Source organism: Ignavibacteriales bacterium, from assembly GCA_016709765.1.
Classification (GTDB): Bacteria; Bacteroidota; Ignavibacteria; order Ignavibacteriales; family Ignavibacteriaceae; genus IGN3.
The window spans coordinates 44,926-69,650 of record JADJMD010000012.1; the positions used below are offsets into that span (position 1 = coordinate 44,926).

The following is a 24,725-nucleotide window of genomic DNA, read 5'->3' on the forward strand; positions in this document are numbered from 1 at the left end:
TATTCTTTTGTGATATTAGTTTTCATTTAATATTAGTTCAGCGGCAACCTTCCCGCTTTTAACCGCACTTTCAATAGTTGATGGCAAACCTGTATTGGTCCAATCTCCCGCTAAAAATAAATTTTTAATTTTGGTTCGACTATCGGGTCTTTTGTTTAAAGTATTAACATCAGGAACAAATGTAGCACGTTTTTCTTTTATGATTTTATAATTTGTAATATCACCTTTACCGATAGATGTGTATTGAAAAAGTTCATTAATCACAAAATCAAAAATTTCTTGTTTACTTTTTTCAGAAAGATAATCAGCATTGCTTATTACAATATTAATGTGATTTTCTTTAACAAATATCCAATGTAAAGGTGAATCTAACAATCCACAAAATTTATCTTGAAGTTTTATATCATTTAACCAAATGTGGATGTTTAGAATTGTGGAATACTCAAGTTTGATATCCATCTCTATAGTATCTTTAGAAATAAGCTTATCAAATGCATAAAATGGAATTGCAGAAATTATACAATCAAATTCATAATAAACATTATTATCTGTTTTAACTTCCACAACTTTTTGATTTTCTACCAAAATTTGTTTTACAGTTTCTGATAAAATAATTTGCCCATTATTCTTTTTGATAAAATATTCGGCAGGGTTGATTATACTTTCACTCAATCCAAACTTTGGTAGAATTATGGTTGAAGCAAAATTCCCTTTAAAAAATATTTGCATCAGCACCTCATAAAAAACTAATGCGGAGGCCTTTTCTAAACTAGAGTTTAAAGCTGCAACACAAAGTATCTCCCAAAAATTTTTAGTGATGTTTTTATTTTGATGTTCCTTAAACAACCATTCGTTAATATTTATTCTTTTTAAAGATTTTTTAATTAAAAATGGCAGTTTTATCAAAAAGGAGATGAAGGAAATTTTATCCGAAAAAGTAAAAACATTATAATTCATTATTGCAAACAACAAATTGAACGGATAAAATGTTCTGGAGGCATCTAAAAAAAATAGTTTTTTATTTCTATCAATAAATGTTAAAAAAAGATTTTTTTGATATTCAAAATTATTTTCCGCACCAATTAGTTTAAGAAATGAAATAGTTTCTTTGTAACAGCCCATCAAAATATGCTGTCCGTTATCAATTATGGAATTAGTTTCTTTATCAAAAAAAGAATAGGTTCTGCCGCCTAATTTTGGGGATGATTCGATAATTGTAACTGAAATGTTTTTTTGCGATAAGATAGATGCAGCAGTTAAGCCAGCTATTCCACCACCGATAATTAAGCACCGTTTCATTAATAAACTAAATTATACTTTGCCCAAACTCCCAAGGCAATTCCAACTTTTTCAAACTTTGAGACTTTTATTTCATTGTTATAAACATCATAGTCGGCAGCAATAATATTTTCTAACATTTTATAATAGATATGCTGCATTGCTCGCGCAGCGAACATTGTTTTTTTATCATCAAGATCGAGGTGTGCGGTGGCTGAATTAAAATATTGTTTTGCTCTGCCTGGATTCATAAATCATCAAGTCTTTAAAATTAGCATTGTACACGAGTGATAAAATCTCTTGCTCGCTGTAATTAAATTTAATTAGATCTTCCTGTGGTAAATAAATTCTACCATTCTTTGCATCTTTACCAATATCACGTAAAATGTTTGTCATCTGCAAAGCGATCCCAAGATCAACGGCAAACTGTTTTGTTGATGGATGCTTGTAGCCAAATATCTCGATGCACATTAACCCAACTGTAGAAGCAACACGGTAGCAATAGAGCTGCAAGTCTTCAAAAGATCTGTAACGATCTTTTTGCAAATCCATTTCCATCCCTTTAATAAGCTCAAAAAACGGATCCAGTGGAATATTAAACTTTGAAATTGTTGTTCCAAGTTTATTTAGCAAAGTAAATTCAGAATGTCCAGAAAAACTCTTTTCAAATTCGATTCGCCATTTTCTAAGTTTTTCATATTTCAAATCTGTAGAATCAGAATTTTCGTCAACAATGTCATCAGTCTTGCGACAAAATGCGTAAACAGTATTCATAGCATCGCGTTTGTCTTCCGGTAGAAGATTGAACGCATAGTAAAAACTGCTTTTACTTTTTTTAGATATTTCTTTTGCTGATTCTGACATCAAAAAATATTTTTAATTAACAGTGACAAAAAATCTACTTTAGTTAGTTTCTGTCGTTGTGAAAAAACATCATAATCATTTTTTCTAATCTTTTCTAAAATTTTTTCGCCGCCTGCAATCGTCCATTTTATTTCAAGTTTAAATCTGCCATTTAAATATTTTAGCAGATATTTTCCTTCATCAAAAAGGACCTGAGTTCTTTCAACATTATGTTTAACTAACGCTTTAATATTATGATTATTTTGCTTTAACTCAAACATATTTTTAGTAACATTAAACGTTTTCAACTCATCTTGCGGATAATAATTCCTGTCTTTTTCCAAATCAATTTTAGTATCCTGATAAAAATTTGTAAGCTGTAATGCAGTACAAATCTTATCTGAACTTATTATCGCATCTTCATCATAAATCTTAAATAGTTCAAGTAAAATTCTTCCAACAGGGTTTGCAGATCTTTTGCAGTAATCTAAAACTTCATCAAAATTATCATATTCTTTTTTAGCTGCATCTTGCTTAAAGGCGGAAAGTAAATCATAAAAGTGTTTTATTGATAATTTTTTCTCAGTAATAGTTTTTGCAAGTAAATTAAAATTAAGATTTTCAGTCTCACCTTTTAATGATTTTGTAAATTCATTTTCAAAATTGTTTAACTCAGTTAACCTTTTTTCGGAATCAACATTTCCTTCATCTGCTAAGTCATCAGCAGTTCTTGCAAACCAGTAAACTATTGCAACATCTTTACGATAATATTTTGGAATTAAGAAAGAGGCAACCGGAAAATTTTCATAATGATTTTTAGTCAAGGTCGATATTCTTTTTTCTAATATTTTGAAGTCAGTCATAGGGTTAAATGTTGGTTAATATTCAACAATTGTTCAATTTCAAAATGAAAATAATGTTTGCTATTAAATATCATAATGAGGCAAACATTTTTATTACAGTGTAAAATTTAACAAAAAAGGAATAAAAAACTATGGAACAAATCTTGTCTTATATGGCACGATGCATGTTTAAACTATTTCAAATAACATGGGTCAAAAGTATGGTAAAGAGAATGGAGAGTAGATTATGAGGGCGATAACTGAAGATTTTAAAATGCTTCATGTAAACGATTTAGTGATTGAGGTTGTTAATCTAAGTCGTGCTACTTATAAAGAAGCAAGTCAACTAAAAAAAAATCTTGATGATTTAATTATGGATAATCAAAAGAAAGTCATTGTAGATTTAAGTCAATGTGAATTCATTGATTCAACATTTTTAGGCGTACTTGTTTTATCATTAAAATCAAGCGCAAAAATTGGTGGCGATATAAGATTGATTAAACCTGCGGAAGTTGTAAAAACTTTAATGGAAAAAGCGGGAACCTTGAATGTCTTTAATCTTTATGATTCAATGGATGAAGCCATAAGAAGTTATGAAGTTAGAGGCGATAAAAATTATTACTTAGGAAACGGAGCACCAATATTAGTTTAAAGCAATGAAAGGCAAAATTGGGAAAATGTTCTTCATTGGTTAGTGAACCTCTCTTAACAGAGAGGTTTTTTATTTTAAATTATTTAAAACTCTAGTGTATAATAAAATGTATTTGCAAGATGCAAATTAAAATTTGAAAACGATTTTTAAGGCCAAAAACTATTTTGTGCCCGAAGGGGGACTCGAACCCCCACGGAAGTACATCCACTAGACCCTGAACCTAGCGCGTCTACCAATTCCGCCATTCGGGCAAACAAAAAACATTTAAATTTAAAATCTCGTTTATCAATTAACCTGCAAAATAACATCCAATTGTAAATTAGACATTGTACTTAAAAGTTACCATTGGCTATCCCCTTGTTTGTTTTCATGGATTATCCTTCCACCACTGCCTGTGTGAATTTCACAATAACCGGGCATTTTGTTTGCATCAACTAAATCAGTGTAAGTTTCGGGGCATGCATCCGTTGCTAATTTCGTATCACCAAGATTCATACTTTCTCTACAGAATGTTGCCATTTCTACACCATCAGATAGCGTAAAATATTTTAATGGAAGTTTTAATTCTTTATATGCACCCTCCATAAACATCGCCCAGATTGGCAAAGCAGCTCTACCACCCTGCCCGTACCAATTTGTAAACTTAACTCTATGATCATCAAATCCAACCCAAGCACCGGCTACTAAATCTGGAGTAACACCAACAAACCATGCATCCGAAAACTTTTGTGTTGTCCCAGTTTTTCCCGCTGCAGGATATTGGAAATATCTTCTTACTCCGGCACCTGTTCCATAATTAATAACATCTGTCATCATATCCACAATGATCGAAGATGTTTGCGGAGAAATTGCCTGTACAGATTCCGGTACAAATTCATCAAGTACTATACCATTTCTGTCTTCAATTTTCAATATTGAAATAGGATCAATGTGAACGCCAGAATTAACAAATGTTCCCATTGCAGAAACCATTTCGAGCGGTGTAACCTCAACTGTTCCAAGTGCAATTGATGGATAAGCATCCATGTGAGATTTTATTCCCATCCTCTGCGCAAATTTTACAACTTGAAATGGTGGTGCCATATCACTGATGGTTAATCTTCCAGCGATTACGTTTACAGAATTTGCTAACCCCCAACGCAATGTTTCATATCCACTATAATCATTACCGGAATTTCCGGGAGACCAACCATTAAAATTAAATGTTTGATTTAAGACAGTTGTTGCAGGAAAATATCCATTCTCAATTGCAGTTGCATAAACAAATGGTTTAAACGAGGAGCCTGGTTGTCTCCTAATTCCGGTTACATGGTTTAGTCCTCTACCAAAATCCTGATTCTCACCACCAACAAGTGCTTTGATTAATCCTGTTTTTGGATCAAGTACCACAAATCCAACTTCAACTTTAGAGGCAATTTTTTTTACGGAATCAACAAAACTCAAATCTAATTTAAGTTTATTGTAAACTTTAGCTTTCGCATCACTTGTTATTTTTATTTTATATCGTGGATCATCCTTAATTGCTCTATCAACAAGATTGGTTAGCAAGCTTTTATTTCTATCCCAATTCCAATTTTTATCAAATAAGATCTGATATTCCGCAATATGCTTTTTAGCAGATCGATTTGCAATCCGCTGCATCCTCATATCAAGCGATGTGTAAATATTCAATCCATCTCGATAAAGATCGTATCCATATTTATCCGCAAGAGTTGTCATCTGCTGGCGGATATACTCAAGAAAATGCGGCGCCTCAGATTTTACATGACTTAATCTTTCAGAGGCAAGTTGGATTGGCTGCAGTTTTAATCTGTTGTACTCCTCTTCACTAAGCATATCAGTATCAACCATATTGTACATAACTTGATTTCTTCGAAGCAAGGAGGTTTCATATCTTGCAACCGGATCGTAGTTGACTGAAGATTTTAAAAGTGCAACAAATAATGCAGCTTCGGGCAATGTTAAGTCTTTTGCGCGCTTATTAAAGTAAACTTTTGAAGCAGATTCAATTCCATAAGCGCTTCTTCCAAAGTAGGAAACATTAAGATATAATTCTGCAATTTCTTTTTTGGTAAATGTTTTTTCGATCTGGATAGCGGAAATCCATTCACGGACTTTTCTAACAGCCTTATCTAATATATTTTCTCTTCCCTCTTTTAGTGCGTAGAGATTTTTAGTAAGCTGTTGAGTTATTGTGCTTGCACCTTCACGCAAAGAAAGTGAAAATAGATTTTTTATCATTGCTTTAAAGAAACGCGGTATATCTACACCCCAATGATCGTAAAAATTTCGATCCTCTGTTGCAATTAAAGCTTTAAGAACATAAGGAGGCAAACTATCAATGTCGGTTTCAATTCTATTCTCAATGTAAAATTGTCCTATCAATTCACCATCCGCAGAAAAAACTCTGCTTGCCAGCACAGGTTTTGGATTTTCAAGCTCTTCAAGTGAAGGTAAACCGCTTATTGTGTAAATCGTTAAAGCTATAAACACAAATAGTATTGATCCCCAAATAATCCATTTAGTTTTTTTATTGTTATTTTGTTTCTTTTTTAATTTAGCCATATTCTAAAAACTCTTTTTAATTCAAATCTATAATTTCAAAATTGTCTGTAAATTTTCCGTAGCAAGGGTTGTCAATCCATGAGCCCAAATTAATGTACATTCCTTTATTATAATCAATAAAACATCTTTTGTGCAAATGCCCGAACAAAACGAAATCATTACCTTCATCAATCTTTAATTTTGCAGCATCAAACAAACCATCTTCTTCACCGTAATCTTTTTTAGTTGTATAATCACGACTCGATTTACTTGTTCTGCTAGCTATTGCAATTCCCAAATTTGGGTGGATTAATCCGTAGAGCCATTGTGTAAATTTATTTCGCAAAATCTTTTTCAAAATATTATAGCCCATATCATTTATCACAAGTCCATCTCCGTGTCCTATAAAAAACTTTTTACCGTTTAATATAAATTCTTTTCCTTCGTGATAAAGATTAACACCAATTTCTTTTTCAAAAAAATCTTTGTGAAAAAAATCGTGATTACCAATAAAGTAATGGATTTTAATTCCACCTTCAGTTAGATTCTTCAAAGCTGTTAAAGTTCTGTAATTTCCTTTTTGATAAACTCTTTTATATTCAAACCAATAATCAAAAAGATCACCTGCAATAAAAAGTTCATCACTATTTTCTTTAGCAAACTCTAAAAACTTTACAAGCATTCTTTCTTTTTTATCCTCAATTTCTTTGGATTGAAGACCAAGATGTATGTCGGAGATAAAAAGATAAGTCTTATTCACAGTGTATAATTTTTAATTAAGTTAAATTTACTGATATGCAAAAAGAAATAAAACATATTCCCAGATTAACGAGTATAAGATTTTTCAAATGTTCCCAATAATTTAGAATCCGGATCAAGTAAAATTGTCTCAACTTTTTTATCTAAATTAAATGCAAACTCATTTTTGATTTTATTAATAAAAACTTTTTCAAATGTGGATGTTCCATCGCTAAACTGAAATTGAATTTCTAATGAGAAATTAAATTCTTTATATTCTTGCGGTTGTTGAATAATATCAACAACGCACCCCTTTTGATTTTCTTGATCCAAGCACGAAAAATTATAAGAGCAAAAAATGTTATTGGTTCCAGTATAAACCCATTGATCAAAAAATTTATCTAAATCTCTTTGACAAACATTTTCGCAAACGGTTTTAAAATCTTCTACAGAAGCGTTAGAATATTTATAGAGATCATAATACTTATGGAGCGAATTAAAGAAATTACTATCCCCTATTTCATATCTTAACATATGTAACACCCAGGCGCCTTTATCATAGACTGTTTCTCCAAAAAGATCTTTTGGAGCGTAAAGTGTTCCAGTAAAATTATCACTAAACTTGCTTAACATCTTAGATTTTAAAGCGTCCTTTCCGTTTTTGGCTTCAGCATATAAAGCTTCTGAATATGTTGCAAATCCTTCATTAAGCCAGATGTCATTCCAAGTTTTGGGTCCAACAGAGTTTCCCCACCAATGATGAGAAAGTTCGTGAACGTAAGTATCTCTATAAAAATTATTACCACCTATAAATGCATATCCCATTCCGGTTATAGTTTGATTTTCCATCGCTCCAAAATTCCAAAGAAATTCTGCAACACCATATTTTTCTTTTATAAAAGGATACTCACCAAAAAGTTCTGAAAGTGTTTTCATCATATCTAAATGTTCAGCAAAATCGATTTTTGCTTCATAAAAATGCTCAGGCATAACATAATACTCTATTCTCATTGAATCTTTTCCGTCAAGTCCTTTGTACACATCAAAATAAGATTTGTACGGCGCCGAGTAAACTGCGATAAGATATGTTGAGATTGGATAAACAGTTTTATAATAATAGTTTTTTTTAGCTCCTTTTGCTTCAACATCAATAAGATTACCATTTGATACCGATACAAATTGGGAATCGTTTGTAATTTCAATATCGAGCAAAGCTTTATCTGCAGGATCATCATCGCAAGGAAACCAAGTTGATGCGTAAATCGGCTCACTTATATTATAAACAAGTGATTGACCATTTACATTCCCAAACACAAATCCATCAAATCCGCTTCTTTTAGGAGTTCCGTAGTAAATAATTTCAATTTTAAAAGTATCTTTTAGCTCAACTGCTGGATTAATGTATAATTTATTTTTATCTCTTAAATATTCCGTGACGATGCCATTCACTTTAAGACTTGTTACCTTCATGTTGTCATATAGATTGACCTCAAGTTCCGGTTCAAGTTTAGAATTGGATGAGGATAATAAATCAAAAGATTGATTATTAATTTTAATAGCCGTTATTGTGGCAATGCCGTTTAATATTTTATCATTGATGTTTAGATCAATCTTTAGATCATAGTGAAGCATATCAACCTGCTTTTGTATTTTGCTAACAACAGATTTGGTATCAGACAATTTGGATCCAAATTGTGCTATCGAAAAGCCACTGTTCATCAGAAACACAAAAAGTAAAAGAATTGAAAAGTTTAATTGCTTAATCATAACAGGAGAATACTTTCTAAATAAAAATTATTAATAACAACTAAAAATAATTTAACCATTTGTTTAATTGCTAAACAAACGATAATTAAATATATTTTAGTGCAATTTTAAGGAGTATTTATGATTTCGCCTGGTTCTTCGATTTTGAGAGATACAGTTACTGTAATAATGGCTGGTGGTCAAGGTGAAAGACTTCATCCCTTGACCGCTGTAAGAAGTAAACCTGCTGTTCCCTTCGGTGGTAAATACCGAATTATTGATTTTGCACTTTCAAATTGCCTTAACTCAGGTTTTAGAAGAGTTTATGTGCTTACCCAATATAAATCTGATTCCCTAAATATGCACCTTTACGAAGCGTGGAGTATATTCAATCCAGAGCTTGGTGAATTTATATATTCTGTCCCACCACAAAGAAAATTAAATAACGAATGGTATCTTGGCACTGCAAATGCAATTCATCAAAACTTAAATTTATTTTCTGATAAAAAAGCGAAATGGGTTTTAATTCTTGGCGGTGATCACATCTATAAAATGGATTATCTAAAATTTCTTGATAACCATATAGATCAATCGGCTGATCTTTCAATCGCATGTATTGAAGTTCCAAAAGATGAAGCAAACAGATTTGGTATAGTTGGTGTTGATGATAAATACAATGTCGAATCTTTTATAGAAAAACCTGCTAACCCACCACAGATTCCGGATAAACCGGGGTTCTCATTTGTTAACATGGGTATTTATGTTTTTAACGCTAATGTTTTAAGAGAAGTTTTATTGGAGATGGAATCTAAAAAAATTAAGAATCATGATTTTGGTCTACACGTAATTCCATATATGGTTCAATCAAAATTAAAAGTTATTGCATACCGATTTCAAGATGAAAATAAAAAAACGCTTCCTTACTGGAAAGATATTGGAACTCTTGATAGTTACTATGCAGCAAATATGGATTTGATAAGTGTTATTCCTGATTTTAATCTATACGATCCTGATTGGCCGTTAAGAACATATCAATATCAATATCCGCCCGCAAAAACAGTTTCACATGAAGGCGAAAGAGTTGGTAGAACTTTAAACTCCTTGGTTTGCGATGGCACTATTGTATCGGGAGGTTTGGTTGAAAGATCATTACTCGGATCAAACGTTAAGGTAAACAGTTATTCCTATATTACAGATTCTATAATAATGAATAACGTGGTTATAGGACGACACGCAAGAATTAGAAGAACAATCATAGATAAAAATGTTGTTATTCCTGAAGGATACGAAGTTGGCTTTGATCCTGAAGGCGACAGGAAAAAATTTACAATGACCGAAACCGGTATCGTTGTAATAGCTAAGAATACTGTTTTGCCAGAGTAAAATTTCGATACAATTCTTATAATCAGACTTGATATTCGCTGCTTTGTGCAATTAATGAATAAAATCAGCGGAATTAATTTTATGACCCCAAGACTATGAATTCTAAATTAGAAACTAATTTAAAAAACTTACCATCATTAACCGGAGTTTACCAGTTTATAAATAAAAGTGGAAATGTTATTTATGTAGGTAAAGCTAAGAATTTAAAAAACCGAGTGAGAAGTTATTTTCAAGAAAATCCGGGATCAGCTAAAACTGTGGCGATGGTTAGCAAAATAGATGACTTACAGCTTGTTGTAACCGATAGTGAGCTTGAAGCATTGATTCTTGAAAGTAATCTAATCAAAGAGTTAAAACCAAGATACAATGTAAATCTTAAAGACGATAAGTCTTTTCCGTTTATAAAAGTAACCAATGAACTGTTTCCTAGAATTTATCCTACCAGAAAAGTTTTTAACGATGGCTCAAAATATTTTGGTCCTTATACGGATGTAAGAAGTATGCGCGGTTCTTTAAAAATGATAAATCAGATATTCAAAATCCGTAGCTGCAAATTAGATCTTACCGAAAAGAATATTGCTGATAAAAAATTTAAAGTCTGTTTGGATTATCATATAAAAAAATGCGATGGACCGTGCGAAAATCTTGTAAGTGCACAAGAATACAATGAAATGGTTGATGAGGTTGTAAAACTTTTGAAAGGCAAAACTGATGATCTCATAAAAGATTTAAAAACACGAATGCAAACTGCGGTAGAAAATCTTGAGTATGAAAAAGCGGCAGAACTTCGAGATAAAATTGATCAGTTAAATTCAATTTCATCCAGACAAAAAATTGTTAATGATGATGCTGAAGATAGAGATATTTTTGCCATCGCTTTTGAAGCTAAAGATTCCACTTGTGCAGTGTTTAATATTAGATCAGGAAAACTGATTGGCAAAAAGCAACTTAAACTTGCAATTGAAGAAGGTGAAGAATTAGCAAACATATATTCAGCCGCAATTAAGTTTTATTATAGTGATCAAGTAGAAATTCCACGAGAAGTAATTGTTGAAATTCCGCCAGAAGATGCTGAAGCCCTTGCAGAATGGCTTAAGATGAAATCAAATAGAAAAGTTAAAATTTTTGTACCACAACGCGGCGATTTAAAATCATTAGTAAAAATGTGCAAAGAAAATGCAATACTTCAACTAAAAGAGATACAATTACAAAAGATGAAAAATCTTGGCAACGTCTCTTATTCCGTTTCTGCATTGCAAAGAGATTTAAGATTAAAAATTCTTCCAAGAAAAATTGAATGTTTTGATATTTCTAATTTACAGGGAACAGACACTGTCGCAAGTATGGTTGTGTTTGAAGATGGCAAACCTAAAAAGAGTCTTTATAGAAAATTTATAATTAAGTCTGTTGAAGGCCCTGATGATTTTTCCAGTATGCGAGAAGTTATCGAACGAAGATATACCAGATTAAAGGAAGAAAAACAGCCCTTGCCGGATTTAATTATGGTTGATGGCGGAAAAGGACAGCTTTCCAGTGCAGTTGAGATTTTAGATAATCTTGGATTCACTAATTACAACATTATAGGTCTTGCAAAAAGATTAGAAGAAGTTTTTTTACCAGGTAATTCTGATTCTGAATTAATTCCCAAAACATCTTCGGGGTTAAAGTTACTTCAACAGGTTCGAGATGAAGCGCATAGATTTGCGATAACATTTCATCGTGTAAGAAGAAGCAAGCGTACAATAAAATCTGAACTGACTGATATAAAAGGAATTGGAACTGAAACAGCAAACCTATTACTGGAAAAGCTTGGCAGTTTAGAAGTAATAAAAAAATCTACTCAACAAGAACTTGAAAAAATTGTGGGTAAAAAAAAAACTGCAATACTTTTTAATTATTTTAAGGCTTAATTTGATTTCTTAACAACGAATTACAATAATTTTCACAAAAGATTTAATTCGTGTAATTTGTGGCAAATTAAAATTCACTTTTGCTTATCTTTGAATCAATAAATGTTACTGATATGAAAAATCAAATAAAATTATTTTTAGTTTTTGCAGCTCTGTTAACTGTTTTTTCCTGCAAAGAAAAAGTAGAAGAAGAACCATTTTTTTTTAATGGTGAAACTTTTCTGAAATTAACACGAACTGCAATTAATGGCGATGAAAATAGTAGAAAAATTTTAAACCGACTTTTTACTTTTGATGCTGAACTAAAATCATTTAATAAAATTGATGTTGATAGTATTGAGGTTAACAATTCAAATTATTATACGCTACTTTTAGAAAACCAAAATCCGGTTTATAATTTATTTGCGATTGTTGATAAGGATTTAAATCTTATTCTAAAAGATGAATCTTTAAACGGTTATCTTAATTTAAATTTTAAAAAATCTGGATCGCGTAGATTTGCAGTGGTTTTAGAAGATTTTAATTCAAAAGATATTATAAATTTAAAAAGAATTTCATATTATTCACTTGAGGAATACATGTCTGAACTTGTTTTTCGTCAGTTCATAAAAATTAAAACGCCGAATAAAGAAGCCGAACAAGTAATATCAGTTATTTCGGATACTGCAATTATAACTAGTATTTTTTATCCCGCTGCTAAAAACAGCAAAACTGGAAAAGATGTTTTTAGATTTGATGTCCCAACCAATAAATACACAAGTTCAAATAATTCATTTGATTCTCTTGTTGTAAAAGAAATTAGAAGTCTGGACATACAGACTAAAAATCCACAAATAACTGATGCAGTTTCCATTATAAGATTTTTTAATAATCCTGAATCAAACTCTTTAGAAACTGTAATAAAGTTGAATGAAAAGGATTTTGAAATTGTTCTTGATTCCACTTGGAAAATGCTTGGCAGTGTAACAATATCAAATCTTGTTAAACAAAAATTAAATGGATTAAAATATATCAGTGGTAAAATGGGTGCAGCAATTTCTCTTGCTGCTATTGCTCCAACTGATTCTGCTGAAAATTATTTCAATGAAATATTAGAAAATCATAACCAGTTAAAAAGCATTGTACGATCTTCCGAAAAGTTGATTGATAGCAAAAATATATACCAGTTATTTGAATTTTCCTGCCCAACTAAAAAAATCTTAATGATACTTGAGACTCCAAAATCCACTTATGAGTTAAACAAAAATCATTATGAAGAAATTATTAAAACTTTTTTAATTAAATGCTGATGTATAAACAATTATTCTTCCTTCATAAATCCGAAAATGATAAAGCTCTTTCCCATTTTAAAGATGTTATTCTTAAACATTTATCAGAACTTTCGGGCAAGCAAATAAAAATCGCAAAAGTAGAAAGTAATTTATTGCTTGATCAAAAATATTCTTATTTCTGTGGAGTAGAGTTTGAATCTAAAGACAAGATGAACGAATTGATGAACTCCAAAGCCGGTAAACAGCTAACAAAAGACTTAACGGATTTCCATCAAATGGTAACTATGATTTCAGTGAACTACGATATTTAGTTATGAATCTTTACTTAGTAAGACACAGCATTGCTGAAAATGTTTCCATCAATAAAAAAGATTTTGACCGCGAATTAACTAATGAAGGAAAGATTGTTATTAAAAAAACGTCGGATGCTTGGAAAAGTTATATTGAAAATCTTGATGTAGTTTTAAGTTCACCATTAATCCGTGCTGCTCAAACTGCCGAAATTATTGCTAAAAATCTTCAGGAAAAATCAAACTTAGTTAAAGATAATCTTCTTAGCACCGGAAGCAGAACTGCAGACCTAATCGAAATTTTAAACACTCTTGATTATAAAAACATTTTAGTGGTAGGTCATCAACCAGATTTATCAATACATATAAATAATTTTTGTGGAACCGGAAGTTTCAATCTTTCATTTCCACCAGCTTCACTTGCAAAGATTGAATTTGAAAACAGCATCAAATACAGCAAAGGAAGATTGATTTACTTTATTCCTCCGATAATTCATATTTAATAAAGATCATTCCCTTATGTCATTCCCGTGAAAACGGGAATCCAAAAATATTAATCATAAGTGGATCACCACTTTCGTGGGAATGACATTGTAAAGGTTGCTTTTAGGAATCTTAAAACGTTAGTGGGTTGTAAAAAAAGGGGCACACAGTTACACAAATTATATACTGACCGCTGCTTCCTTCCGGACCTGACGGGGTTGGGTATTAACCTGTTAACCGGTGCCCTAAACTCTAAATCTTGGGCTGTTAAAATGTGGAATAAAATCTTCTCAATCAAGAAACAAAATTTTTTATATCACTTTTTCTTCTTCTGCAACTGCAAACTATTTCTTTCCCAAAAAACTCCATCTTCATAACCTTGAATTGATTTTTCTATATCGGCTAAATCTAATCTCTTTAAAGTTAGTGAGGCGAATACTTCATCAATCTCAATTCCACAATAATTACGGTTGAGTTTTTTTGCTGTAACGATTGCTGTCCCGGAACCAAGAAACGGATCAAACACTAAATCATTTTCGTGTGTACTTGCAAGTATAATCTTTGCTAAGAGCTTTTCTGGTTTTTGTGTTGGATGATCAGTGTTTTCCGGCATCGACCAGAACGGTATTGAGATGTCAGTCCATAAATTTGATGGATGAGTTATCCTAAAATTCTTACCATTTTCAGATTGCCAATCTTTTGGAACACCTTCAATGGTTTTATAAGGCGCTCTAACCATTCGTTTAAGTTTAACATCATCAATATTGAAAGTAAATACATCACTCAATGTACAATACCAAATATCTTCGTAAGAATTTTTCCAATTATCTCTTGACCCTCTGCCCTTTTCGCGTTCCCATGTTATTCTATTTCGGATAATAAAATATTTTTTTAACACATTGTAAGCTGGAATAGAAGTTTTCCAATCACAGCAAAAATAAATTGAAGAGTTGGGTTTTAATGTTCTGATTAATTTTGAAAGCCATTGATCTAACCAATTTTCATAATCATCCATTGTCATTTCTTTAAAATCAATCGAAGAGAATTTTTTATTTAGGTTATAAGGTGGATCAAGAAAAAGTAAATCGACAAAATTATCCGGTAAAAAATCAATAACATCAAACAAATCCTGATTAATAACTTTGCAGCAGACATCATAAAATGCGGCTTTAGACTTTAGGATTATCTTTTTGTCATTGTAAAATTGGATTTCATCATCACTGATATTGATTGTCCTATTTAGTGGCGCTCTTTTTTTTAATTGGGACATTAACTTAGAAATTTTTATTAGGATAATTTGAAGCCTGAGTATTTGTTTTTTAGAAGAACTATTTCTTCCAAAATCATCTCAAACTTTTCAGAAACTTTTTTAAATATGCGAAGTGATTCTTCACTTATGTTGTTATCAAGTGCCATATCTTCAAGTATTTTGAAGTCATCTAGCACACATTCAATTCCAAGTGTAAGCGAAGACCCTTTTAATTTATGCACATAAAATCTTAAATGATCTGCATTATTCTGAAAAATGGAATTACGAATAAATTCAATGTTCTTAGGAATTTCTCTTATATAGATATCTAACATTTCTTTGAAGAATTCAAGATCAGCATGAGTCTTAAGATCCTGTAAAAAAGAAATCTTTTTTTCTTCGATAAATTTTAATTTAATTTCAGATTCAATATTCTTTCTCGTTTCAACATTCATATCACTATATATTTTATCAGTCCACTTGGTAATGATCTTTCTAAGTTCCTCCAAGTTTACAGGTTTGCTAATGTAATCATCCATCCCGATTTTAAGATAATTCTCTCTATCTCCGCTCATTGCATTGGCGGTCATAGCAATAATAATGGGCTGCTTTTTTAAATTATTATCCGCACGGATAATAGAACAAGCGGTAAGTCCATCCATTTCCGGCATTGAGATATCCATAAAAACTAAATCATATCCAATCGATTCAACAGAATCAACAGCTTCTTTTCCGTTAGAAGCGATATCCGCATTGTAACCAATTCTTTGAAGCATTCGTGATGCAACCATCTGATTAATACTATTATCTTCAACTAAAAGCACCTTTATTTTTTTGCCTATAGAAGTCTTGGGAATTTCTTTTTCCGCAGTAGAAGTTTCGGTTTGATTTGAACCAGCCTCTGCAAAACTAAGAATTGCTTGATGAAGCTGTTTACGTCTAACTGGTTTTGCAATTATTTTGCAGAAAGGATGGCGATCAGATTCCGCAATTCCTAAATCTTTTCCTTGAGCTTTAATTAAAATAAAACCGATATTTTTTTTGGGAACCAAACTTTTAATTTTATCCACCAGCGTAAAAACTTTATTATTAAAACCAGATGTATTTATTATGAAGAGATCATAATCAGGATAAAGTTCTAACTTGGGTTTTAAATCTGATACATCAGTTATAAGATCAGAACTCAATCGCCATCTTCTGGTAAGATTATTCATCATAGTTCCATTAGATCTATTCTGATCAATTATTAAAACTTTTTTACCAACAAGTTTAGGTGATGATTCAAACAAATAAACTTTTTTATCTGATGTAACAGAGCCAGCTTTTATTGTAAAGAAAAAGTTGCTTCCTTTTCCTTCAACACTTGTTACACCTATTTCACCGCCCATTAGTTCAACAATTTTTTTGCTGATAACCAAACCCAATCCTGTGCCGCCAAAAGTTCTTGTGGTGGATGAATCAACCTGGCTGAAGGGTTTAAAAAGTTTATCTATCTTGTCATCAGGAATTCCTAAACCAGTATCTCTTACACAAAATTTGAAAAGATACTCCTTAAAATCTAGCTCCTCCGATGTAACTGTTATCTCAACTTCTCCTTTGTGCGTAAACTTTACGGCATTGCTTAGTAAGTTTGTTAGTACTTGGCGTAAACGAGTAACATCACCACGAATTGCATAAGGAGTGCTTTCATCAATGTTATAAAAAAGTTCAATATCCTGTTCAGCTACTTTTGTCGATATTAAATCCATCGAATCTTCAATACATTCCCGCAAATCGAAAGGTTGGGTTTCAAGTTCAAGTTTTTCTGATTCTATTTTTGAAAAATCAAGTATATCATTTATAATAACCAAAAGCTGCTCACCACTTAATCTTATTGTATTTACGTAATCTTTTTGTGATTCGCTGAGCATTGTTTCGAGAAGTAAGCCTGTCATTCCAATTACGCCATTCATCGGAGTTCGGATTTCGTGGCTCATCAAAGCTAAAAATTCGCTTCTTGCTTTAGCAGCTTTTTCAGATTCTTGAACAGCAATATCAAGTTCTGCATTTTTTCTAATCAACTCTTCACGAAAATTATTTTTCTTTATAACTTCACCAATCGTTGCAGCCATGGCGCTTAAGATTGATTCTTCATCATTGCTCCAAATGCGGTCTGAATGACATTCATCGAATCCGATAAATCCCCAATACGCTCCCTCAATCATAATCGGAACTAGAATTATTGATTTAATATTTCGATCAATAAAAACTTCTTGAATTTCTTTGGGAAGACTTTTAACAATAAATTTTAAAGATTCCCCGTTTGAAAATGATTCGTAAAACTTTAAAGATGAAAACCGCGAATAAGATAATTTCCCTAACAAGTTCTCTTCAAGCTGTGATTTTATTCCTTCAGCAGTCCATTCAAACAGCGGATTAAAATATAATTCTCCGGTTTCATCATCTTCCATATGCTTATAAATATAAACACGATCAGCTTCGGCGGCTTCACCTAAAATTTCTAACGCAACGTTAAAACCATCAAAAAAAGCTAAATCTGTAATTAGTGCATTTGTTGCTTTAGCAATTCCTTGAAGTAACCTACCTTTTTTCTCAAGTAATTCTTCACTGGCTTTTCTTTCACTTATATCTCTAAAAATGCTAAGCAAAAATCTTTTCTCATTCAAATCTTCAATAATAGAATTTGATATTTCGAAAAAAAGTCTTTTGCCATTCCAAAGTACCGCACTAGATTCAAGATAATCTTTTACCATTCCTTGAATGAAATTCTGTTTGTATTTAGCTACTGTAGTTTCCTGCTTTTCCTCAAAATATAAATCACTTATAGGTCTTCCCACCAATTCATCAACACTCTTTTCAAATAACTGAGCAAACGCATTGTTGCATAAAACAATTATTCCATCTTGATCAGTTAATCTCATCCCGTCTTGTGAATTTTCCCAAACTGCTTTGAATACATTTTCTGAGCTAACTAATTTTTGTTGTGTTTCTATTCTTTGTTTAATATCTCTAATTGTACCTTGTCCCATTAATTTTCCATCTAATTCCACGACTTTTCCGGAAATCTCAACAGGAATTTTGGTTCCGTTTTTATGTTGTAAATCAGCTCTAAAAGTGACTATGCTATTTTCTCTAAAAAGGATAGACATTTCTTTGAAGTAATCATTTAAACTTTCTGGAGGGATGAAATCTGCAATCGATCTACCAAGAATTTCTTCAGGATAATAGCCAAGTAAATTGAAGGAGGACTGACTAATATAATTTAATTTACCTGTCGGTGAGATTCTAAAAATAACATCTAGTGAAGAATCTAATAAAGATTCCAGTTGCTGAGTTTTTAAATTTTGTTCGATATTATTTTTAGACATCTAAATTGTTATAAAATTATCAACATTTTATTATCGACTATTTGGCAATTCAATTTAATGCTTTTGCTAATAAAAATTAAATTTTGGCTAAAAATTCAGGTTTTCAGACCGATTTTCCTTGCTTTCATCATTACCAAATAATTAAGTTTCGCCTGTCAATATTTTCTAATTTTATAGGTATACTTTAATGAAAAGAACAATAGTTGCAATGCCTGGTGATGGCATTGGCAAAACAGTACTTCCAGAAGCAATAAGAGTTTTAAAAGCAGTCGGTTTTGATGCCGAATACATTCACGGAGATATAGGTTGGGATTTTTGGTGCAGTGAAGGTAATGCACTTCCACAGCGAACAATCGATCTTCTTTCAAAATATAAAATCGGATTGTTTGGTGCGATCACATCTAAACCAAAAGATGCAGCAGACAAAGAACTTGATCCTTCTTTAAAAGATAAAGGCTTCGTTTACTTTTCTCCAATTGTTGGATTAAGACAAAAGTTTAATCTTGATATTTGTATTCGTCCTTGTCAATCATTCAAAGGCAATCCTTTAAACTTTATTATTAGAAATGGGCAAGGCGGATTTGATGAACCTTTAGTTAATGCTGTTGTTTTCAGACAAAACACAGAAGGTCTTTATGGCGGAGTAGAATGGACTAATCCTCCAAAACAGGTTCGTGATGCACTTGAGACTCATCCAAAAATGAAATTCTTTAAAGACACTCCAAGTGAAGATATGGCAATATCTACAAGAATAGTTACAAGGAATGCTTCACGAAGAATTATTCGTGCTGCTTTTGAATATGCTAAGAAATTTGGATACTCAAATCTCACACTTTGCGAAAAACCAAACGTACTTCGCGAAACTTCAGGTATGATGTTTAAAGAAGCAAAAATAATTGCTAAAGAATATTCTGGTATTGATTTATGGGATACAAACATTGATGCTCAAATGATGTGGCTTACAAAAAATCCTGAAACGTATGGAGTTATCGTTGCGGAAAATATGTTCGGTGATATCATTTCTGATGGATTTGCCGGTTTGGTCGGCGGACTTGGTTTTGCCTGCAGTGCAAATATCGGTGAAGAAGTTGCAGTGTTTGAACCAACTCATGGCAGTGCACCAAAGTACCAGGAATTAAATCCATCAATAGTAAATCCAATTGCAATGATGTTGAGCGCTTGCATGATGCTCGATCACATTGATGAAAAAGCGAAAGCTGATAAGATTAGAACAGCAATTGCAAAGGTAATTGAAGAAGGCAAAGTTAAAACTTATGATATGATGAAACTCCGTGGTGGTCCGGATGTGTTTAAGCATGGCGCTTGCACCACACAACAGATGACGGATGAAATAATCAAAAATCTTTAATATTAAGTCATTGCGAGGAACTAAGCAATCTGTATTTACGATAGATTGCTTCACTCATTGACGCGCTCGCAATGACAAGCTGAAATAGAAGAGCATGAATGGAATAGAATTAGTTCTAATCGCATTAGGAATGTTTGTTGTCGCTTACAAATTGTACGGTGGATTTTTAACCAAACGACTTGATGTAAACAACAGCAAAGAAACTCCGGCACACACAATGTCGGATGGAGTTGATTACTGTCCTGCAAAGGCTCCTGTTTTACTCGGTCATCACTTTGCATCAATCGCCGGAGCTGGGCCAATTGTTGGCCCAGTAATAGCTGCAGGTTTTGGCTGGATGCCCGTTTATTTATGGGTTGTCTTTGGTTCTATATTTATTGGAGGAGTACACGATTATGCAAGTATAGTTGCTTCAGTTCGCCACCAGAGTAAATCAATCGGTTATATTATTCAGCAATATATTGGAATTAGCGGAAAAAAACTTTTCCTAATTTTTGCGTGGGCAACTTTGATTCTTGTAATAGCTGTTTTCACAATTATCGTTGCAGATACTTTTACAAATATCCCAAGTGCTGGAACTTCATCCATTTTATTTATGCTGCTCGCAGTTTTATTTGGAATTTCAATTTATAGATTGAAAGTTCCTCTCTGGATTGCAACCATAATTGGTGTGATTTTGCTCTTTTTATCAATTCCAGCTGGCAATTTATTTCCAATTCAATTAGGTGCGTTTTCCTGGCAGTTAATTTTATTTGGGTACATTTTTATTGCATCAACAGTTCCTGTATGGATTTTACTTCAACCAAGAGATTACTTAAATTCATTTTTCCTTTATGCCCTGATGATTGGAGGTTTGGTAGGAGTATTCTTCTCCGCACCTTCGATTAACATTCCTGCATTTAATTCTTTCTCATTAGATAAAGTTGGTTACCTCTTCCCTGCGTTGTTTGTAACTGTGGCTTGCGGAGCAATAAGCGGTTTTCACTCAATAGTTGGAAGTGGAACAACCGCCAAACAACTTGATAAGGAAACAGATGGAAAAATTGTTGGGTATGGTGGAATGTTAATTGAAGGAATGTTAGCGGTACTTTCCTTAATTGCTGTAGCCTCGATGGTTAATAAAGAGTTTATAGATATTCTGGTTACAAAAGGACCGGTTACAGCATTTTCTCTTGGAGTTGCAAGATTTATTAGTGCAATTCCTGTCTTGAACATTTCAGTACCAATGGCTCAAACATTTACTGCTCTTGCTGTTTCGGCATTTGCACTTACTTCTCTTGATACTGCAACACGTTTAGCAAGATTTATGTTCCAGGAATATTTTGAGAAAAAAGAAAACGAAAAACAATCTATTTTCGTAACCAACAGATACACTTCTACGGCAATAACAGTTCTGTTTGGTGCTGCATTAACGTTTAGCGGGCAAACGATGTCCATATGGCCTGTGTTTGGTAGTGCAAATCAATTACTTGCAGCACTTGCATTGTTAGCTTTAACAGTTTGGGTTGCAAATCTTAAGAAAGGTTATTTATTCGTTTTGATTCCGATGATATTCATGTTTGCTGTTACTCTTACAGCACTTGTTATGTTAATCTATACAAATTTTGTTGCTACCAATTACGCTCTATCCATAATCTCAATTTTACTTTTTACACTTGCTGTCATGCTTGGTTTAAAAGCTTATAGCGTTTTAACAAATGGCAAAGAACTAATTAAAGAACCAATTTAAATGTAAATCGGAGTACCAGTGAAAGAAAAAGTTTTAAAAATATGGCCAGAAATAAACTGGATTGAAAATAAAGAACTTCGAGAAAAAGTTTTAAACTGCTGGGTTTACGCTATTGAAAATTCTGTGCTCTCCCCAGAAGATTTAGAAATAATTCCCTTCTCTCTTCTCATCAAAGATTGTAAAATATCTTTTATGAATCACAAACGTACAGCAGTTCAGCTTTCTGTTGATATTGCAAAGCGAATGAAAGAAAATTTTAAAGATGAAATTAAAATCAATATGGATTTACTTATTGCGGGAGCTATCTTAATCGATATTGGAAAATTAATTGAATATGATAAAGTTGAGGGTAAACTTGTCACAAGTAAAGCAGGAACTTTACTTCGTCATCCATTTAGTGGGGTTTCAATTGCTGATCGTTTTGGATTGCCATACGAAGTACAGCATATAATCGCTTATCATGCAAAAGAAGGCGATTTAGCAAAACGTAATGTTGAAGCAATAATAGTTCATCATGCAGATTTTGTTTCATTCGATCCGTTCAAAGCGTGATTTCTCGATTGTCATTGCGAGTGAGTCTTCGAACGAAGTAATCTATAAATGGAAATGAAAAACTATTGCATATATATTTTAACAAATAAAAATAATACTGTTCTTTATGTTTGTGTAACAAATAATCTTACACGAAGAATCTGGGAACATAAATCCAAATTAGTTGAAGGATTCTCTAAAAAATATAATCTGGATAAATTAGTTTATCATGAATCATTTGATAATCCTTCTGATGCTATTAAACGAGAAAAGCAACTGAAAGCTGGATCAAGGAAAAAGAAAATTGATCTGATTAACAAGATCAATCCTGAATGGAAAGACTTATTCAATTTTGATCAGTTGTATATATAAGAAATTATCAATAAAAGTCATTACGAGCGAGTCTTCGAGTGAAGCAATCCTTATACTATTATAGATTGATTCAGTCACCCTGAAGGGATTCCTTCGCAATGACGTTTTAGAAAAGGAGAACATAGTGACACAGACTCTCATCGAAAAAATAGCTCAAAATTTTGCTGTGGGATTAGATCCAAATCAGCTAGTACAGGCTGGTGATTATCTTTCCATTAGACCTGCTTATGTAATGACGCATGATAATACCGGTGCTGTCATTCCTAAATTCAAGTCCATCGGTGCAACAAAACTTTTTAATCCACGACAAGTTGTAAATACCCTTGACCACAATGTTCAGGATAAATCAGAAAAGAATTTAGAGAAGTATAAAAAGATTGAAGAGTTTGCAAAATCAATGGGCGCAGATTTTTATCCTGCTGGTCGTGGAATCGGACATCAAATAATGTGTGAAGAAGGTTATGCTTTTCCAGGAACAATGGTTGTTGCTTCAGATTCTCATTCAAATATGTATGGCGGCTTAGGTTGTCTTGGAACCCCAATTGTGCGAACAGACGCAGCAGCAATCTGGGCTACAGGAAGAACCTGGTGGCAAGTTCCACAAATTGCAAAAGTTGAACTTAAAGGAAGCTTAAGACAAGGTGTAACCGGCAAAGATGTTATCATTGCTTTGTGCGGATTCTTTAATCACGATGAAGTTCTTAATCACGCAATTGAATTTGTTGGTGATGGGATTCGCTATCTCACAATTGATGAAAGATTAGCAATTGCAAATATGACTACTGAATGGGGTGCGCTTGCTGGTGTCTTCCCTATCGATTTAGCTACAATTTTATGGTTAAAAAAGCGAGAAAGATTTATTGAACATCGGGGACTTGAAGGAGTTTTTTCTGATACTGATGGTAGAGGTCAACATCCAAGAATTAATCCTAAACGAATTGAAGAACTTGAGCACAATATTCCTCAAGCAGATGCTGACGCATTTTATGCAAAAGAATTAACAATTGATCTTTCAACAATTGAACCTTTTGTTTCCGGACCTAACACTGTTAAAACTTATGCTGCTGTTTTAGAACTAAAAGAAAAAAATATTGCAATCAATAAAGCATATCTTGTTTCTTGCGTCAACAGTCGAGTTGATGATATTGCAGAAGCTGCTGCAGTCGTAAAAGGAAAAAAGATCTCTGAGAAAGTAAAATTTTATATTGCTGCTGCGTCGAGTGAAGTACAAAAAGAAGCAGAACGATATGGTTATTGGCAATCATTAATTGAAGCTGGTGCAATTCCATTGCCTCCCGGCTGCGGACCTTGCATTGGACTCGGAACCGGTTTGCTTGAAGATGGTGAAGTTGGAATCTCAGCAACTAACAGAAACTTTAAAGGCAGAATGGGATCACCAAGTGCACAAGCTTATCTTGCATCTCCTGCAGTTGTTGCTGCATCTGCAATTTCTGGTAAGATTGACTATGATTGGAAAAATAAAGAACATCGAGAATTGAAAGGATCAATCAAAATAAATAAGAAAAAAGCTGGAACTAAATCTTCTGTAAAAATTATAAATGGATTTAAACCGGTTGTTGAAGGCGAATTAATTTTTTGTTATCAGGATAATTTAAACACAGATGGAATTTATCCGGGCAAGTACACGTACAATGATGATATGACTCCGCAGCAGCAGGCAGAGGTTGTTATGGAAAATTACGACCCTGAATTTGTTAAGATTACAAAAGAAGGTGATGTTCTTGTTGGTGGATTTAACTTTGGAACAGGTTCATCTCGTGAGCAAGCAGCAACAGCGTTAAAGTATAAAGGAATTCAATTAGTAGTTGCTGGAACTTTTAACGAAACTTACAAACGTAATGCACTTAACAATGGTTATTTGTTAATAGAATGTCCGCAGCTAGTAAACGATTTGAAATCTAAATACGGAAATAATAAGCTTACAGTAAAATCAGGATTGAATGTAAAGATAGATTTTGAAAACTCAGTTTTAACATTTGATAACAAAACTTATTCTATCGATCCGGTTGGTGAAGCTGCGCAGGAGTTAGTTGTAACTGGTGGCTTGGAAGATTGGGTTAAAAAGAATTTATAAAAACAAGTCATTGCGAACGAGTCTTCTGCCAT

At 32.6% G+C, this 24,725-nt stretch carries 18 protein-coding genes, 1 tRNA gene, 1 other RNA gene and 1 pseudogene; 11 read left to right on the forward strand and 10 right to left on the reverse strand.

Annotated features, from left to right (window positions below; genetic code table 11):
- Positions 1-15: 15 nt before the first annotated feature.
- The 3 genes and pseudogenes from IPJ23_06205 to hpnC all read right to left on the reverse strand — a co-directional run bounded on the left by IPJ23_06205 (position 16) and on the right by hpnC (position 2,945).
- Entirely contained in the window at positions 16-1,299 is a 1,284-nt protein-coding gene (locus IPJ23_06205; protein MBK7630276.1) for an oleate hydratase, read from the reverse strand.
- Positions 1,299-2,142 (reverse strand): annotated as a pseudogene (gene hpnD / locus IPJ23_06210) (presqualene diphosphate synthase HpnD). The gene IPJ23_06205 and the pseudogene hpnD overlap by 1 nt, the downstream one beginning before the upstream one ends.
- Positions 2,142-2,945 (reverse strand): squalene synthase HpnC, encoded by an 804-nt coding sequence (gene hpnC, locus IPJ23_06215; GenBank protein MBK7630277.1) that lies wholly within the window; start codon positions 2,943-2,945, stop codon positions 2,142-2,144. Before hpnC ends, hpnD begins: the two are co-directional and overlap by 1 nt.
- A gap of 265 nt (positions 2,946-3,210) precedes the next feature.
- Between hpnC and IPJ23_06220 the strand changes: the two genes are divergently transcribed.
- Positions 3,211-3,615, forward strand: a complete 405-nt coding sequence (locus IPJ23_06220; protein ID MBK7630278.1) for an STAS domain-containing protein — start codon at positions 3,211-3,213, stop codon at positions 3,613-3,615.
- A gap of 167 nt (positions 3,616-3,782) precedes the next feature.
- On the opposite strand, the gene IPJ23_06225 is transcribed toward IPJ23_06220, so the two are convergent.
- From IPJ23_06225 to IPJ23_06240, 4 genes are all read right to left on the reverse strand, one after another.
- Positions 3,783-3,866 (reverse strand) — tRNA-Leu (locus IPJ23_06225).
- 88 nt (positions 3,867-3,954) lie between these two features.
- Positions 3,955-6,180, reverse strand: coding sequence for a PBP1A family penicillin-binding protein (locus IPJ23_06230; GenBank protein ID MBK7630279.1), 2,226 nt, complete (start codon positions 6,178-6,180; stop codon positions 3,955-3,957).
- Positions 6,181-6,196: 16 nt separating this feature from the next.
- Positions 6,197-6,919: a UDP-2,3-diacylglucosamine diphosphatase gene (locus tag IPJ23_06235; GenBank protein ID MBK7630280.1), complete on the reverse strand. Its 723-nt coding sequence runs from the start codon at positions 6,917-6,919 to the stop codon at positions 6,197-6,199.
- A 65-nt stretch (positions 6,920-6,984) separates the two neighbouring features.
- A complete protein-coding gene (locus tag IPJ23_06240; GenBank protein ID MBK7630281.1) occupies positions 6,985-8,577 on the reverse strand; it encodes a M1 family metallopeptidase in 1,593 nt (530 codons plus the stop codon).
- Positions 8,578-8,784: 207 nt separating this feature from the next.
- Between IPJ23_06240 and glgC the strand changes: the two genes are divergently transcribed.
- The 5 genes from glgC to IPJ23_06265 all read left to right on the forward strand — a co-directional run bounded on the left by glgC (position 8,785) and on the right by IPJ23_06265 (position 14,000).
- A complete protein-coding gene (glgC, locus tag IPJ23_06245) occupies positions 8,785-10,026 on the forward strand; it encodes a glucose-1-phosphate adenylyltransferase (GenBank protein ID MBK7630282.1) in 1,242 nt (413 codons plus the stop codon).
- Between the two features lie 95 nt (positions 10,027-10,121).
- Positions 10,122-11,936: an excinuclease ABC subunit C gene (locus tag IPJ23_06250; protein ID MBK7630283.1), complete on the forward strand. Its 1,815-nt coding sequence runs from the start codon at positions 10,122-10,124 to the stop codon at positions 11,934-11,936.
- Between the two features lie 113 nt (positions 11,937-12,049).
- Complete coding sequence (locus IPJ23_06255; GenBank protein MBK7630284.1) at positions 12,050-13,225, forward strand: hypothetical protein; 1,176 nt, start codon at positions 12,050-12,052, stop codon at positions 13,223-13,225.
- Positions 13,219-13,518, forward strand: a complete 300-nt coding sequence (locus IPJ23_06260; GenBank protein MBK7630285.1) for a hypothetical protein — start codon at positions 13,219-13,221, stop codon at positions 13,516-13,518. The genes IPJ23_06255 and IPJ23_06260 overlap by 7 nt, the downstream gene beginning before the upstream one ends.
- Before the next feature lie 2 nt (positions 13,519-13,520).
- The gene (locus IPJ23_06265; GenBank protein MBK7630286.1) at positions 13,521-14,000 is read left to right on the forward strand and encodes a histidine phosphatase family protein; all 480 of its coding nucleotides are present in this window, start codon (positions 13,521-13,523) and stop codon (positions 13,998-14,000) included.
- Positions 14,001-14,134: 134 nt separating this feature from the next.
- Here IPJ23_06265 and ffs read toward each other — a convergent pair.
- From ffs to IPJ23_06280, 3 genes are all read right to left on the reverse strand, one after another.
- An RNA gene (gene ffs / locus IPJ23_06270) (signal recognition particle sRNA small type) lies at positions 14,135-14,229 on the reverse strand.
- Between the two features lie 67 nt (positions 14,230-14,296).
- Entirely contained in the window at positions 14,297-15,250 is a 954-nt protein-coding gene (locus IPJ23_06275; protein ID MBK7630287.1) for a site-specific DNA-methyltransferase, read from the reverse strand.
- Between the two features lie 17 nt (positions 15,251-15,267).
- Positions 15,268-18,597, reverse strand: coding sequence for a PAS domain S-box protein (locus tag IPJ23_06280; GenBank protein ID MBK7630288.1), 3,330 nt, complete (start codon positions 18,595-18,597; stop codon positions 15,268-15,270).
- Positions 18,598-18,784: 187 nt separating this feature from the next.
- Between IPJ23_06280 and IPJ23_06285 the strand changes: the two genes are divergently transcribed.
- The 5 genes from IPJ23_06285 (at position 18,785) to lysF (ending at position 24,693) form a co-directional block, all read left to right on the forward strand.
- Positions 18,785-19,966: an isocitrate/isopropylmalate dehydrogenase family protein gene (locus tag IPJ23_06285; protein ID MBK7630289.1), complete on the forward strand. Its 1,182-nt coding sequence runs from the start codon at positions 18,785-18,787 to the stop codon at positions 19,964-19,966.
- Positions 19,967-20,060: 94 nt separating this feature from the next.
- The gene (locus tag IPJ23_06290) at positions 20,061-21,695 is read left to right on the forward strand and encodes a carbon starvation protein A (protein MBK7630290.1); all 1,635 of its coding nucleotides are present in this window, start codon (positions 20,061-20,063) and stop codon (positions 21,693-21,695) included.
- An 18-nt stretch (positions 21,696-21,713) separates the two neighbouring features.
- Positions 21,714-22,247, forward strand: coding sequence for an HD domain-containing protein (locus IPJ23_06295; protein ID MBK7630291.1), 534 nt, complete (start codon positions 21,714-21,716; stop codon positions 22,245-22,247).
- A gap of 54 nt (positions 22,248-22,301) precedes the next feature.
- Positions 22,302-22,598, forward strand: coding sequence for a GIY-YIG nuclease family protein (locus IPJ23_06300; protein MBK7630292.1), 297 nt, complete (start codon positions 22,302-22,304; stop codon positions 22,596-22,598).
- A 124-nt stretch (positions 22,599-22,722) separates the two neighbouring features.
- Positions 22,723-24,693, forward strand: coding sequence for a homoaconitase (lysF, locus tag IPJ23_06305; protein ID MBK7630293.1), 1,971 nt, complete (start codon positions 22,723-22,725; stop codon positions 24,691-24,693).
- Positions 24,694-24,725: the final 32 nt, after the last annotated feature.